12 protein-coding genes are annotated in these 15,499 nt (G+C 60.3%); all 12 read right to left on the bottom strand.

From position 1 onward, the window contains the following. Positions 1–43: 43 nt before the first annotated feature. The 12 genes from ACZK33_RS02740 to ACZK33_RS02685 all read right to left on the bottom strand — a co-directional run bounded on the left by ACZK33_RS02740 (position 44) and on the right by ACZK33_RS02685 (position 15,417). Positions 44–1,027 (bottom strand): glycosyltransferase family 2 protein, encoded by a 984-nt coding sequence (locus ACZK33_RS02740; protein ID WP_423174477.1) that lies wholly within the window; start codon positions 1,025–1,027, stop codon positions 44–46. Continuing rightward, positions 1,024–1,470: a GtrA family protein gene (locus ACZK33_RS02735; protein ID WP_423174476.1), complete on the bottom strand. Its 447-nt coding sequence runs from the start codon at positions 1,468–1,470 to the stop codon at positions 1,024–1,026. Before ACZK33_RS02735 ends, ACZK33_RS02740 begins: the two co-directional genes overlap by 4 nt. Next, entirely contained in the window at positions 1,467–1,886 is a 420-nt protein-coding gene (locus ACZK33_RS02730; protein ID WP_423174475.1) for a hypothetical protein, read from the bottom strand. Before ACZK33_RS02730 ends, ACZK33_RS02735 begins: the two co-directional genes overlap by 4 nt. Before the next feature lie 123 nt (positions 1,887–2,009). Then, positions 2,010–5,087 carry a glycosyltransferase gene (locus ACZK33_RS02725; protein WP_423174474.1) on the bottom strand — a complete coding sequence of 1,026 codons (3,078 nt, stop codon included), beginning with the start codon at positions 5,085–5,087 and terminating at the stop codon, positions 2,010–2,012. A 1-nt stretch (position 5,088) separates the two neighbouring features. Further along, on the bottom strand, positions 5,089–7,350 hold the full coding sequence (locus ACZK33_RS02720; RefSeq protein WP_423174473.1) for an ArnT family glycosyltransferase: 2,262 nt from the start codon (positions 7,348–7,350) through the stop codon (positions 5,089–5,091). Between the two features lie 44 nt (positions 7,351–7,394). Beyond that, positions 7,395–8,366 (bottom strand): GDP-mannose 4,6-dehydratase, encoded by a 972-nt coding sequence (gmd, locus tag ACZK33_RS02715; RefSeq protein WP_423174472.1) that lies wholly within the window; start codon positions 8,364–8,366, stop codon positions 7,395–7,397. Continuing rightward, complete coding sequence (locus ACZK33_RS02710; RefSeq protein ID WP_423174471.1) at positions 8,363–9,274, bottom strand: GDP-mannose 4,6-dehydratase; 912 nt, start codon at positions 9,272–9,274, stop codon at positions 8,363–8,365. Before ACZK33_RS02710 ends, gmd begins: the two co-directional genes overlap by 4 nt. Continuing rightward, entirely contained in the window at positions 9,271–10,734 is a 1,464-nt protein-coding gene (locus ACZK33_RS02705; protein WP_423174470.1) for a class I SAM-dependent methyltransferase, read from the bottom strand. The genes ACZK33_RS02710 and ACZK33_RS02705 overlap by 4 nt, the downstream gene beginning before the upstream one ends. 62 nt (positions 10,735–10,796) lie before the next feature. Then, positions 10,797–12,020, bottom strand: a complete 1,224-nt coding sequence (locus ACZK33_RS02700) for an ABC transporter ATP-binding protein (RefSeq protein WP_423174469.1) — start codon at positions 12,018–12,020, stop codon at positions 10,797–10,799. Beyond that, the gene (locus ACZK33_RS02695; protein WP_423174468.1) at positions 12,017–12,811 is read right to left on the bottom strand and encodes an ABC transporter permease; all 795 of its coding nucleotides are present in this window, start codon (positions 12,809–12,811) and stop codon (positions 12,017–12,019) included. Before ACZK33_RS02695 ends, ACZK33_RS02700 begins: the two co-directional genes overlap by 4 nt. Then, positions 12,808–14,193 (bottom strand): glycosyltransferase family 4 protein, encoded by a 1,386-nt coding sequence (locus ACZK33_RS02690; protein ID WP_423174467.1) that lies wholly within the window; start codon positions 14,191–14,193, stop codon positions 12,808–12,810. Before ACZK33_RS02690 ends, ACZK33_RS02695 begins: the two co-directional genes overlap by 4 nt. 51 nt (positions 14,194–14,244) lie before the next feature. Next, positions 14,245–15,417, bottom strand: a complete 1,173-nt coding sequence (locus ACZK33_RS02685) for a cystathionine gamma-synthase (protein WP_423174466.1) — start codon at positions 15,415–15,417, stop codon at positions 14,245–14,247. Positions 15,418–15,499: the final 82 nt, after the last annotated feature.

Below are 15,499 nucleotides of genomic sequence, written 5' to 3'. Positions count from 1 at the left end.
CCACGGGCGAGTCCGGATGTCCCCGGTGGCCGATTATAGGGAACTATGCCTGGCGCCTTGGAACCAGGACTCCTGTCAATGGGCGACGCGGTACCGATGCAATGTCATAGCCTACGAATGCCAACAGGAACTGCAGGCCGGACACTGCGGCTACAGTGGCAATCATGACCGTGCCCAATGGAGTGGGAACGCCATTCTGTGCTGACTCCCACCAGTGCCAGCCGCCAAAGACCAGTGCCAACAACAGGAGTGCCAGCGCAGCGACCAATTCGAACGAAGCCACCGAAAGATCACGCAGGAAGTAGCTGTAGCCTATACGCTTGAACGTATTACGGGCGTGCTTGAAGGCAAACTCTCCGAGAATCTTGCCGACCTTCAACCCGCTTTCTTCATCTCCATAGAGGGCATCCATGGGGATGTCAACCACCACCGCCCGCATCGTATTTAGCCGGAACAGGATGTCGGTTTCGAAGAAGTAGCGCCTGCTGATCTGCTCCATCGGCAGGTGGCTCGCCACTGGCAGGCTGATCGCCGTATAGCCATTCGTGGGGTCGAACAGGTCCCAGTAACCGGACGAAGCCTTTGACATGAAACTCAATCCAAGGTTGCCCACGCGGCGCAGCAAGGGCATCTGCTTGATCTGGCGCAGATCCCAGAACCGGTTCCCCTTAGTGTAGTCAGCCTCACCGCGCAGGATGGGCGCAATGAACTGTGGCAGCAGTGTTGGGTCCATCTGACCATCGCCATCGATCTTGACCGCCACCGCTGCGCCGTCAGAGATGGCCTGGCGATACCCTGTCATCACCGCGCCACCAACTCCTTGGTTGACCGCGTGGCGCAGGACCCGGACACGTGGATCGCTGACATTCGCTTCGATGAAGTCGCCGCTGCCCTCCGGGCAGGCATCATCCACACAGTAGATGGTGTGGACCTCTGGGCCGACGGACGCCACCACTGACTGGATATGCCGTTTCACCTTGTAGCAGGGAATGACCACAGCAACGATAGCGGAAGATGGGACACTCATCGATAGATCCAGTGCTTGGAAATGAAGAAACTTGCCAGGGCAAGTAGAAGATCGCAGGCGGGTTTGGCGATCCATGCCCAGCCGATGCCCGCATGATGACCGACCACCCAGACAAGGCCCGAACTCAACAGGCTCATCAGCACCCAGGTCATTGCAAAACGCAGCCCCTGCGTCCGGCTCAACCTGGCAACATTCTTTCCGTCGGTGAATGTGTATTTGCCGTTGAGCCAGAAACCGAAGGCGGCCCCCCCCACGCGTCCCACGAGATTGGCAGCCACCAGAGGTGTACCGCCCCACGAGAGGACCACGAACAATGCCCAATCGATCACCAACTGTACGCCGCCAATGACACCGAACTTCAGCATCTGGCCAAGTACAGGGCCGAGCCGCTCACGTAAATAGGTGATCCGAAGCGAGCACCCCATGGACGGAATCAACTTCATTGGATGGACAGCACCGTCTCCGCCTCAAAAGCGCAACGGCCCGCGCTCGGACCGTCACCCACCACCAGTGACAGGACGTAACGGCCTGGAGCCAGCGTCACCAGCTCCAATGGAACCGTCAGTCCAGCGTTGACTGGGCGGGTTTCGGAAAATCGCGGACTGTCGCTGACGTCAGGCCGTTCCGAACGCACTGCCTTGAAATAGATTGAGGCACCTGCTTCATTGCGTAGTTCAAGGTAAGCGTCAGGCTGCTGGACTACGCTGCCGTCCACCGCCCACCCTACCGCACGCGTCGACGCCGTGCGCGGCAGGGACCAACCGTCCGCACCATGCCTCGCACCTTCAATGATGTCCAGATAACAGGCCTGTCCAGGCGCCATCTTGGCCTGTTGCATCCAGTCGGGCACTGCCACCATTGGCGCCGCGCCTGGCCCCCCCGGTCCACGCCCCCCTTTGGTTCGGCTCCATGCTAGCCGGCCCTTCGGCTCGACCACAAGCCGACAGGATCAGAGCGGCCCCCAGAGTGAACAGGATCGGCCTCATGCCTGGCGTCCTTGCAACAGGGCCCCGAAATACTCCGCATGCGCCTCGGCCTGGCGCTGCTGGGTGAAGCGCTGACTGCGCTCTCGGCCAGCGGCAACCATTGCTTCGACATAGGAATCATCGGTTGCCACCCGATTGAGAGCCTCAAGCATCTCTGCCGGATCCTCAGGGTTGGCCAGGAGATGGCTTGCACCTTCGCCAATCTCGCGCAACGAGCTGTTGTCGGCGGTGATAACCATGGTTCCGCAGGCCATCGATTCGACCACGGGCAAGCCGAAGCCTTCGTACAGCGACGGATAGACGAAGGCACGCGCCCCACTGTAGAGCGCTGGCAGGTCCTCAACCGGCACGTAACCAAGCGTCTGCACGCGATCTCCAGCGGACGCCAACAAACGGCGGAGGTCTTCATTCTTCCAGCCGGCAGCTCCGACCACCACCAGCTTCTCGTCACCCTTGAAGGACAACATGGCCTGCAGAAGGGTTTTGAGATTCTTGCGAGGCTCGATGCTCCCTACGTACAGGAAGTACTTCTGTGGAAGGCCATAGCGCTGCTCGACGCTACGACGCTGGATCTGCGAGGCCGGCTTGAAGACATCATGGTCTACCGCGCAGTGAATGGTCGTGATGCGCTCCTCCGCAATGCCGTAATGATGAATGAAGTCCCGACGACTATTCTCGGAAATCGCCACGAACTTCGCCCCTTCCTTCACTGCGCGCTCGAAGTTGCTCGAGCACAGCTTGATATTCTCTTCAGTATGGAACTGAGGATGCGACAGGAACGTCGTGTCGTATACGACCATCACCGCATCCGATCCGAGTCCCTTTGGATAGACATTGCCGGAGCAGTAGACCAGGTCCATGCCAGGTACGAAGTGGTCTTCATCGCGATAGGCAGGGAGTGGGCCGCGATAGGTCGTCATGCCGCTGCCAAGCAGCGTAGTCAGGCCTTTGCTCTTGCCAGGTACATAATCCGGATGGACGAAGTCGCCGAACCCCGGAAGCAACAGGTAATCATGCAGGCGCCCATGGGCTGCCTGGTGGGCAGACATGCCCTTGACCAGAGTAGCTACATAGCGACCAACACCGGAGACTTCTCCGACCATCGCGCGGGATGCATCAATGGCGATACGTGGCCGCATCTTGGCAGGAACCGCATCGGAGTTCCGCGTTCCATCAACAATGTCAGCAATGCGCGCATGCATGCGTTGCGCCGAATGCCTCAAGGACCAATGGTTCCGGACGTCCTGCGCGGCCTGCTGGCCCTTGGCGCGTGCCTCCCCCTGATTCTCGAAGGCCCGGCGCAGCAGGTTCACCAGATGGTCTTCATCCGGCAACGCCCATTTGAAACCATCGTAGTAGGGGCATTTTGCCTCGGCGGGCACCAGCGAAACCTGCAACGGATAGCTGTTGTCCTCATCCATGAAGGCCTGCTGCGCGCTCCAGTAACTGGCGATCACCGGCACTCCGCAGGCCATTGCCTCCAACAGCGGCATTCCCCAGCCCTCACCTCGGGTCGGGAGAACGAAGCAATCGGCCGAGCGGTACAACTGGGCGATCTGGTAGTACGGCACTGATTCGTTAACCGAGTACACGACACGCCCGCCGTCCGGATCCAACTGCAGGCTGCGGATAATCGCGTCCGGATCGACACCCGGATCATGGTTGGAATACTTGCAGATGAGCACCACCGGATCAGTACGCCGGAACGCACGGTTGAACGCCCTCAGCAATATCTCCGGCGACTTGCGCTCCCCCCACTCGAACACCGACAGGAAAGTGAAGACTCCCTCGATGCGCTCGCTCTTGATCCTGGTGTTGAAGTAATTGGTATCGATCAGCGCAAGAGGCATGACCCGCACAGGCACTTTCACGCCGCAGCGCTGGAAGGTCCACTTATTGAACTCAGTGGGAACCCATACCTCATCCACGGAATTGCAACCATGCACCCAGTCCTTGGGAATACCGGTGGTTTCCAGCATCGTGTAACCAATCCGGTATCCCTCGCCGACCTTGTCAAACGCGTCAGCCTGGCCATATACCAGCTGCGGGGCGCTGCTGCCCGGGGAAGAGCGCTGCTTGATCATCTCCAGCATGTAAACGCCAGTGTTCTGCGTCTTCACTTCACTGATCGGCAGCACGGTACCCGGTCCATACAGGTACTCGTAAGACACCGAAATACCGGTCTCGTCCAGGCCCAGCGCGATCTGCCGCGCCGTCATGGCATAGCCAACCGGTCGGAAGAACGTGGAATGAAGATTCAACTTGTACTTGTAACGTGCATCGAGCACATCCTTCCATTTGCCTAGGAATGTCTCCTTGGACTTGAGGAACATGTCGTTGAGGTTGACCTTGTTGACCGAGGTCGACCCATGCTCGCGATGACGAACCGTCAGCGTTCCACAGTTCATGACCCGGAAACCAGCAGCACGGGCCTTCAGGCAGTAATCGGTATCTTCGTAGTAGGAGAAAAAGTCCTCATCGAGGAAACCGACAGCATCCATTACTTCGCGCCGGATATAGACGCAGGCGAACACCACCCCTTCGACATCCTGATCAAAGCCGTACTGATTGATGTCCTTCTCGCCGGAGCCAAGTTGCTGGCCCCAGTAGCTGCGGTCAGGCATGTACGTGCCCGCGTGCTGGAAGTCGTCAGCATCGAGGCGACGTATGCGGCATCCGACTACGCCGGCGCCCGCATACCCATATGCCGTGGCCTGGAGCTTGGAAATCCAGTCCGGATCATCAATCTCGGTATCGTTGTTGAGCAGGATCACATCACGATCGCGATCGATCAGTTTCAACGCGGCGTTGTTACCCCGGACAAAGCCGAGATTCTCGCCATTGAAGATGGTCGAGATGCCCGGCACCTTCTTCAGGTACTCAACGGTACCGTCCGTGCTGCCATTGTCGGCGACGATGACTTCCACCGCATTGGTGTCGGTGTTGCGAAGCACGCTGTCCAGGCAGGGCCTGGTGTACTCGAGACCATTCCAGGTCAGGATCACCACCGAGACAGGACGCGGAGCCGGGGCCGATTCGGCCGGCACAATGGTGGTACGGTTTTCAATGATCATATCAGTCCACCTTGTAGATGCTGCAGGTACCGGTGCCGGGAATGCGGGATGCGTGGGTTACTTCGATACGGTCGTCGGCGAGCACATACCTGGCCTCGCTCAGCGTGCGCGCATCTATTAAGCCACCGTCGGGAAGCATGCGTACCGCAACCGGCAGATAGGGCAACCAGAATGCATTGTCGACCAGTTCCCGGCGGCCACTGGCAACCACTGCGACGCCTCCCGGATCGTGGGCGACCATCTCCTGCGCAAGGGCGCTGCAGCCCGCATCGAATGCGCCTGGGCTGCGACTCAGTTCTCGCCATGTCGCCATGTTGCCGGCCAACAGCCACGCCCCCAACAACACGAGCTGCAGGGCACGACGCAACCACCCCTCACTCACCACGGCAATGGCAATGATGAGCGCCGCGAATGCCAGGAACCACCAGCGACTGAGGCGATACATCTGCGCCTCCATGCTGTCCACGGTTGAACCGAACCACGGATTGAGGTGCAGCTTGAGCACCAAAATGAACAGGACTGCCGCGCCGAGGATCGACACGATCACGCCCCAGTACGCGTACCAGCCTGCAGCGGACTGCTCGCGCCGTGGCCGCGGCAAGAACAACAGCATCAGCAGTAGCGGAAACGACGAGAAGTAATAGCGACTGTGCCAGCGCCCCAACCCACCGAGGTCACTCGGGGCAATGCCTACGGTGAAGACAATGGCCATGCCGATGGCGCCTGCCGTGGCCATCAGAAGGAACAGGGTCGGGTTGAACTCACCACGCCTGCTTGCCTGCTCCCGCGTGGCCAACAGCAAGCCCACACCAGCAGCCAGCGACAGGCTGAATGGAATTGCCAGGATCGTTAGATGGCCGAGCAGCAAGCCGGCGAATCCATGCAGGTCGGACATCAGCGTGTCGCGCCATCCATGGAGCCGATTTCCGTACATGCCGAGCCCGTCGGTTTCCGGGGATGACAGTCCGATCGAAACTCCCTTGAATACGGCATAGCTGACCAGCACCGCCAGCAGCCAGATCGGCCGAGCCATGAACTGGCGCAGCGTGCGCTCCTTCAATGCAACTACGCCCATGGTTGCCAGCAATGCCAGCAGAACGGTAATACCGTTCAGGCGCACATTAAGCAGCAAGCCGATCGTCACGCCAAATACAACAGCCGCGGCGACCGAGCCTTGCCGCTCCAGGAAGCGCAGGCCAGCCCAGCACGCCCACAGGTACAACGGGAAGTAAAGAACTTCGGTCGCCGCATAGGCCGAGATGAACACTCCCGGTATGGCAATGGCGGCCAGAGCGACGAGCACACCCAAGCGAGCATCCAGGAACCGGCGGGCGATCAGATAGGCGGGGAAAACTGCCGAAGCTACAATCAGCGCATTGATCAGCCGCACCCCGATATAGAACGACTCGCCCGCCATGAAACTGGGCGCGATCAGGTAGGGGTACAGCATGTTCGGCAGATTTGTCGCGTGCAGAATCTGGTCTGGCGAGGGAATGCCCGATCGCCCGCCACCTGCCCAGATTCCGCTGGCGATCATCTTGTAGGCGTATTCGTCACCGGACCAGTACGGCAACATCTGTGCGGCGAGGAAGCGGACCAGGGTGCCTCCAAGCCACAAGGCGCTCAGCAGCGCCCACGGTACTGGTGCTTTCCTGCCACTCAAACCGTGAGTAGTCCACCGCGCGAACACAAGAACGAACGCGGCCAAGGCGACGAGCACGAAGGCACGCAACAGATGGCCAATCCAGATTTTCCATTTGGGAACATGCACAACCCGGATGTCACTGATATGCAGGCCCGCTGGACCGTCATAGAAGATGCGAAGTGACACCACTTCCGGAACGTCCGGGCCAACGTCCATCATGTCGGACCAGCGAACCGACGTCTGCCCGGGTTGTGTATGGAAACTACGCTCCTGAGCCGGACTGTCGTATCCAGGAGCAAACAGATCTACCACAACATCCGCCGGCGCGCCGGGTGCGGTGTCCACCGAGAAAGAGAACGCGTAACGCTGCTGCGACCGCAACCGGAACTGCCCTGACACCATGTGCGAAGGCAGCTTTCCCGATGCCCGGAAACCATTGCCATCTGCTTCGAATCCGTCCATCTGGACGGACTCGGCCTGCAGCTGCGGAGAACGACGCGGATCGGCCTGGTAGGCACCCCAGCTGACGAACAACAGCATTGAAATAGCCAGAACAACCGCTGCCAACGCGATCGGGCCAGGCCGCTTCTGCCGTTGCTGCTCGATGTCTACATCCATTCGATCACCTACATCAACTCCCATGGTTTGTTCCCGGCTGAGCCTCAGGCCTTGAGGCGTCGCAGGTCGGCGTCCACCATCATGGTGATCAGCTCCTGCAGGCTGGTTTTGGGCTGCCAGCCGAGCTTCTGCTGCGCCTTGGCCGGGTTGCCAAGCAGCACATCCACTTCTGCGGGGCGCATGAACTTCTCATCGATGACCACGTGGTCGCGGTAATCCATGCCCACGTGGGCAAAGGCGATTTCGCACATTTCGCGCACCGTGGTGGTGATACCCGTGGCGATGACGTAGTCATCAGCCCTATCCTGCTGCAGCATCAGCCACATCGCCTCGACGTAGTCTCCAGCAAAGCCCCAATCTCGCTTGGCATCGATGTTGCCCAGACGCAGTTCGCTCTGCATGCCCAGCTTGATGCGGGCAACGGCGTCGGTCACCTTGCGGGTTACGAATTCAATGCCACGCAGCGGGGATTCATGGTTGAAGAGAATGCCGCTGGAGGCATGCATCGCGTGGCTTTCACGGTAATTGACCGTAGCCCAGTGGCCCATCAACTTGGCCACGCCATAGGGGCTGCGCGGGTAGAAGGGCGTTCTCTCGTCCTGCTTCTCCGCCTGGATCAAACCGAACATTTCGCTGGTGGATGCCTGGTAGAAGCGTGCCTGCGGATTGGTGATGCGCACGGCCTCCAGAATGTTGAGTACACCAACACCGTCCACCTGGGCAGTCAGGATAGGCTGCTGCCAGGAGCTGCCGACGAAACTCTGTGCACCGAGGTTGTAGACCTCTTCGGCGCGCGAAATCTGCATTGCACGGATCAACGAGGACAGGTCCGAGATATCGCCATCGATCAGCTTCACCTGCGTCTCGATTCCCAGTTCTCGCAAACGCCACAGCGTGTCGGTACTCCGACGAGCGAGAATGCCGTGAACGTCGTAGCCCTTTTCGAGCAGCAGTTTGGAGAGGTAGGCACCGTCCTGGCCGGTGATGCCGGTGATCAACGCGGATTTCTTGCTCATGAGGTTCTCACTGATGTCAGGATGTCGTTCAGGGTTTGATCAAAGCTGATCGTCGGCCGCCAGCCGGTCTGCTGAGTGGTCTGTGACGCATCGGCCACCATCCGTCGCTGATCGGAGGGTCGCAGGCGCGCGGGGTCGACGCGCACTTCCGCGGTGGTCCCCGCCAGCGTCAGCATCTGCTGGAGCACCTTCGCCACGGTGCGCTCAACGCCGGAAGCTACCAGATAGCGAGTCTGTGCAGTGCCCTTGGCGAGAATGGCGGCATAGGCGGCGACCACATCTCGCACGTCGGTGAAATCGCGGGTCGCCTCGATATCCCCGACGTCGATCACTGGCGGCTGCCGCCCCTCCTTGATGGCCACCACCTGGTGGGCCAGGGAGGATACAACGAAGTCGCGGCTTTGCCCCGGACCGATATGATTGAACGGCCGAGCGATCAGGACGTCCCGATGCGTGCGGCGCCCCCACTGCAGACATAGTTCCTCGGCGGCCAGCTTGCTGGAGGCATAGGGGTTGCCCGGGCGGGGCACGGTCGCTAGGTTGACCGGCAGGTCATCCAGGTCGACGCGTCCATAGATGTCGCCGGAACTGATGTACAGGAAGCGCCCACGGAATTCGGCGATCGTCAGCGCTTCGAGCAGATTCAACGTGCCGATGACGTTGATTTCGTAGGTTTCCCGTGGTTGCGCGATCGCCCGGGGAACGAAACTCTGCGCTGCAAGATGAATTACGTCGGTTGCTCCCACTTCAGCAACGAATTCCGCTACCGCTGAGGCATCGCGCAGATCACGGCCACCAGGCCAAGCGACAGCCTGCACGTTTTCACCGAACATGCCCGCATCGACAGCCGCCAACAGGTGCCTTCCAACGAAGCCACTGGCGCCAGTAACCAAGAGGCGCGAGCTCATGGTCGTGACACCGACTTTCGTGCAATCACTGCGTAGTCAAGTGATTGATGATGGGGCTGGACCAAGGCGTTGATCGTTTCCGCCCCAGGTACATCGGCAGCCACGAATGCGATGTCCGAAGCAGGACGTGCCTCGAACAGGGCCTGGATGTCGGACTGCACAAAACCGCGTGCGCTCACGACCCAGCGCAGCATCTGCGGGGGAAGCGGATTGCGATGAGTGGGATCCATATAGAAGGTCCACTGGGCCACCCGGGCGTTCTCCGGGTTCGGGGTTTCGGCAATAAGGCCACCTCCAGGCACCAACACGCGCTGGGCTTCGTCGATCAGCTCGATCAACGAGGCGAAATCCAGGTGCTCGGCGAGGTGGAACAGGGAAACCACGCCCACCGATGCGTCAGGCAGGGACCTGAGCTTGGACAGTGCATCACCGAACTCAACGTCAAGCTCCTTGCGCAAGCATTCCCGAATGAAGAGCATATTCAGGTCGACACCCGATGCCTTCAGCCCGGCTTCCCGCAGAAGCTCCAGCCACTCCCCTCTACCGCAGCCCAGGTCCAGGACCGGTGCATTGGACGTACCGGCTCCGACATCGCTGATGAACTTCAGGTAGGGCTGCAGGCGCAGGCGAATCTGCTCCTGAGGCCCACGGAAATGGTCCTCGAAATCGGCATAGAGTTGGTCAAGGTGCGACTCCACCGCGGACGTACGCATCTCGACATCACGGACCGGCACCTGCAGCGCTGTGGCGGCAACCGGCACCCTGGGAACAGGGCCAGCCTGCAACTCAGCGAGCTTCTCGCCCAGCGTCTCGATCTGGAGAGCCAGAGCATCGACATCCTCACGGGTTGGCAGAACTGCGATACTGCGGGCCTGAGAGCCGAGCTGGACAGCTTGCTCGGCAGCAGTGCGCGTCAGCAATCTCTGCGCATGCTGGAGGTTGCCACTTACCGCCGCGATATGCGTATCCAATACGCGCTCGTTGCGGTGCAGGCGCACCAGTGCATGCCCCCAGTGCAGGAAGCGACCGATCACGGGGAGCCGACGCCATTCGTGCAGTTTGTAGGGCAGGAGCAGACCATCGATATGAATGCCTTTGCTTTCCCCCTCGTCCGACCAACGAATCGCACCAAGTATCTCGACCTTGGTGCGAAGGCCCGCTCGCAATGAACGCAGATGTCCTTGCGCGCCCTCGTCAGGCTCACGAAGAAGAATGGCGCGATAGACATTGACGATGAAAGCAACATCGTCGTAACCAAGGAAATCGGCAACGACATATTCGCTCTTGATCGGAAACTCCCCGGTCGGAGGCGAAGCAACGAAGCTCGGCGATGAAACTCCCAGATCTGTCATGGAGGGAGTAGCTGCAAGAGGCATGCTCAAGTCACCTACACCAAGGCGCGTACGCACCCGTCGCATTACTTCGTTGGCCGACAGCAAGGATTCCTGATTGGCTGCCATGTTCAATTCTCTCGTCTAGTCTGTATAAAGATGGAATGGCCTGAGGCTCGAAACAGTACCGATCAACTCTGGGTGATCGAAATCTGCGATGGCAACCAACTGGTGCCAACGAAGTACTGCTTGTCAAGGTTTGCCACGGAGAACACCAGCGCCATGTCGCGCCACTGGTAGTTCTTGCCCAGATGGTCGCGCGTATCGCTGAGCGAGATCGATACCGAGTACGTTCCCGGACCGAGTTCGGCCTGGAAATCGATGTCGAAGGTCAATATCCGACCGGCCGCAACGTTTTCCAGCATCTGGTCCGTATGGAAAGTGTTCGTACCAAAGATGGCCTGGCCAAGCCGGTCACGGATCATGTAACCCAGAACCAGCCGTTCCAGATCCTGGCGAGTCCTGACCGTAATACGCAAACGCACCGGTTCGCCCACCGCAACATACTCGGTGGCCTTGCGATGCACGTCCATCAGCGACACCGATTCGATGGTGGCTTCACCAGTCCCCGACTCGACCGCGGTTCCACCATCTTCCCGCGCAGTCAGATTGATTGTGCCCTGCTCCTTCTGGGCGATGAGTGCATTGTAATAGTCCATTACCTGTTTCGGCTCACCATCCATCACCATGGTGCCGCCATCAAGCAGGATCGCGCGATCGCAGAGCACCTGCACGGCAGTCGGGTCGTGCGAAACGAACAGCAGGCTCGTTCCTTCGGCCTGGAATGCCTTGATCCGGTCAAAACACTTGTGCACGAAGTAGGCGTCGCCGACGGAAAGCGCCTCGTCGACAATCAATAGATCGGGGCGAAATGCTGTTGCGACACTGAAGGCCACGCGCATCTGCATGCCGCTGGAGTATGTCCGGACCGGCGCATCAAAGTACTCGCCAATCTCGGCGAATGCCTCAATCGCGTCTATCGCATCGGCGATAGCAGCCTGTGCATGCCCCATCAGGCCCGCAGCATGGAACACGTTCTGCCGGCCAGTCAGGTCCGGGTTGAAGCCCATGCCGAGTTCCAGGATGGCGGCAACCTTGCCTGACTGCACCACCCGGCCGCGGGTCGGTTGCGAAGTCCCAGTGATCATCTTCAGCAGCGTGCTTTTACCGGCGCCGTTCTGTCCTACGATGCCCACGCTCTCACCCCGCCCCACGGCGAAGGAGATATCGCGCAGCACCCAATGCTGCTCGATAGGCTTGAAGGGTAGGCCGAACCAAGAAAAAACGCGCATCCACTCGCTGCGCCAGGTCGAATAGGACTTGCCGACGTCCTGCACGGTCAACAAGGAGCTCATAGGGCATCCACCATATCGGCACCGGATTTGCGGAACATCACCAACGCCATCACTGCCAGTACAGCGGTAACGATCACCAGCATGCTCAACTGGTCCCAGGCTGGCGGCTTGTTGTAGACCAACACGTTCTGGTAGCTGCTGACCAGTGCGTACAATGGGTTGTAGGCAAACCACGCCTGCAGCTTCGGAGGCAGCGTATTGAGGTTGTAGACAACAGGTGTAAGCCAGAACAGCGCATTCAGCACCACCGGCACAATCTGGCCAAGGTCACGCATGAATACGTTGATGACCCCAAGCAGCGTCCCCAAGCTGACAGACAATGCAAGCGTCATCAGGATCAGCAGCGGGAGCCAGAGCGCGTTGCTGTCCGGATAATGACCAAGCACCGCAAACACACCGAAAATGGCGCAGGTCAGCAACAGATTGGTAACCAGCATCGTTCCTGCCGCGATGATGGGCAGGCACAGCCGCGGAAACGCCATTTTCTTCATCAGATTGCCATTGTCGATGAACAGGTTCACGCATCGACTCAGCGTTTCGGAGAAGAGGGTCCAGAACAGCATGCCTGCCATCAGATAGAGGGCATAGGCATATTTGTTGTTGACGCCCGGCAGTTTCGCCGACAGCACTTCAGACAGGATCAGTGCGAAGATCAGCACCTGCGCTAACGGGTGGATGATCATCCAAAGTCCGCCCAGCTTGCTGCGGGCGAACCGGGCCCGCAGATCGTTCCTGATCGAGGACAGGATGAAATAGCGATAGCCCCAAAGGGAGCGCAGTACATTGATCACGTGGATGCAGCCTCGTTGTCCGCCGCATCGTCGCGGTCGGCGTGGTCCAGACCGGAGGACCGATCAAGATGAGTCGCGAACAGCCGGCCGGTACGCTCCAGCGACATGTCCTGCAGGATGGTCGCACGCCCGGCTTGGGCGACGCGCAAGGCATGCTCCGGGTTCGCCACGACACGTTGCATCTGCTTCGCCGCATGGTCGATGTCCGGCTCCGCCCATACCTGGCCTTCCGCATGAGGATACTGGCCCGGCCTCACCGGCACCAAGCTGTAGTCGACAAGGAAACTGTTGCCCTCATCCATGAAGTCGCGATTGCCCGACCATGCCGTTGCAATCACCGGTTTTCCAAGGCGCATGCACTCGGCCATGCCCAACCCCAGGCCTTCGGCACGATGCAGGGATACGTAGCAGTCGCTCAGGGCCTGTAGTGCATTGACGTGACTGACGTCGATCACCCCATCACGCAACATGATGCGTGGGTCGCCTTGGGTTGCCATTGCAAGCCGGCGCAGCAAATCCGGGTTCCGCATGCCGTTGCTCGATTTCATCAGCAGCCGGACGTCATTCCGATCTGCGGGGAATGCGCGAAGGAAGGCGTTGATCACCCCTTCCGGGTTCTTGCGGTCCAATGACGAATTGCAGTCAAAAGTGCATAGGAACACGTATGCATCATCCGGCAACCCGAGATGGCCCCTGGTCAAAGCACTGGTGGCGGCCGGCAGGAGCGGAAAGGGAATACGGGTGACCGGCTTGTCGGTAACAGCCCGGAATGCTTCAGCGACGAACGCGGTCGCCACTACGATCTCATCAACCTGCTCGATAGCTCCCCTCCAAGCGTCCGGAGCCTGCGGCAACTCCCAGAACCAGCAGCCGATCACACGCCTGCCCAAGCGCTGCCGACCCACCGAATCAATTGCCGCATCGAACTGATCAGGATTGACGAACACCACCGTGGTATCAAAGCGTGTGCTGGATGCAGCAACGTGCCCGGCCAAGCTTCTGTCAGCACGTGAGTGCGGAATATCGATGTCCGAATCAATCAGGGTTACCGGATACCCAACCTGCAGCAGCGCGCTGGAGTAAGCACGCGCACTGACGCCCAATCCGAACTGACCACTGATGTACCCCAGCAGATTGGCACCGCTGCTGAAGGAGTCCGTCGCCGGCAGTACATCCGGCACCGGTGGTGTAGCGGGCGCAGGCCAGTCGCCAAGATTGCCAAAGCTCACCGAGGCGAACAGCTTGCGGTCGCGCCGCTGGCGGATGCGTTCACGCAGATGCTGCGGCAACAGTGCGCGATAGGCGGCGACCGCCCCCCGCCTGATCCACGCGGAAAGCGAGACCGACGCCACCGACGGGCCAGCCAACGCATGGCGGGTCATGAGCAACTACCGGTTTGGGTTGCCCTCACCGGAGCAGAGATCACTCTCATCTCAACCCAGCGCCCTTTCCAGATCCACCTGCAGATCCCCCAGATCCTCCACACCCACGCTCAGCCTTACCAGCGCGTCGCTGATACCCAGCTGCTCGCGCCGCGCGACCGGAATCGAGGCATGCGTCATCACCGCCGGATGGTTGACCAGGCTTTCCACGCCGCCCAGCGACTCGGCCAGAGTGAACAGTTCGGTCTTCTCGCAGAAGCGCTTGGCCGCCTCGAACCCGCCCTTGAGCACGATCGAGACGATGCCGCCGTAGCCGGCCATCTGCTTGCCGGCCAGCTCATGCTGCGGGTGAGACGGCAGGCCCGGGTAGATCACCTTCTCTACCGCCGGGTGCTTTTCCAGCCACTGTGCCAGGGCCAGCGCATTGGCGCAGTGCGCCTTCATGCGCAGCGGCAGGGTCTTCAGGCCACGCAGGGCCAGGAAGCTGTCGAACGGGCCCTGCACACCACCCACCGAGTTCTGCAGGAAGGCCATCTGCTCGGCCAGTTCGGCGTTGCCGCCGACCACGACCATGCCGCCGACCATGTCCGAGTGGCCATTGAGATACTTGGTGGCCGAATGCAGGACCAGGTCCGCACCCAGTTCCAGCGGACGCTGCAGCATCGGCGAGGCGAAGGTGTTGTCGACGACGACGATCAGGCCATGGCGCTTGGCGATGGCAGCGACCGCAGCGATGTCGACGATCTTCAGCATCGGGTTGGTCGGGGTCTCGATCCACACCATCTTCGTCTTCGGCGTGATGGAGGCTTCAAACGCCGCCAGATCGGTCAGGTCGACGAAGCTGAAATCCAGCCCGGCGGTGCGGCGACGCACGCGCTCGAACAGACGGAAGCTGCCGCCGTAGATATCGTCCATTGCCACCACATGGCTGCCGGCGTCCAGCAGCTCGATCACGGTCGAGCTGGCCGCCATGCCCGAAGCGAAGGCAAAGCCGCGGGTGCCGCCTTCCAGCGACGCCACGCAACGCTCATAGGCGAAGCGGGTCGGGTTGTGGGTGCGCGAGTACTCGAAGCCCTGATGCTCGCCCGGGCTGGACTGGGCGTAGGTCGAGGTGGCGTAGATCGGCGGCATCACCGCGCCGGTGCTGGGGTCGGGCGACTGGCCACCGTGGATGGCCAAGGTAGCCAGGGCCAGGGCGCGATCCTGGGAAGTTGCGTTGGACATGTTCTTTCCTGAGGGGCGCCGACGCACGGCGCCATCGAAGGTGCGGAAGTCTACCAGCGCGGCCTTAACGACCTTTGACGCG

The sequence above is a fragment of the Stenotrophomonas sp. 86156_Sma genome, assembly GCF_056481625.1.
This window is presented reverse-complemented; position numbering and strand designations above follow the sequence as displayed.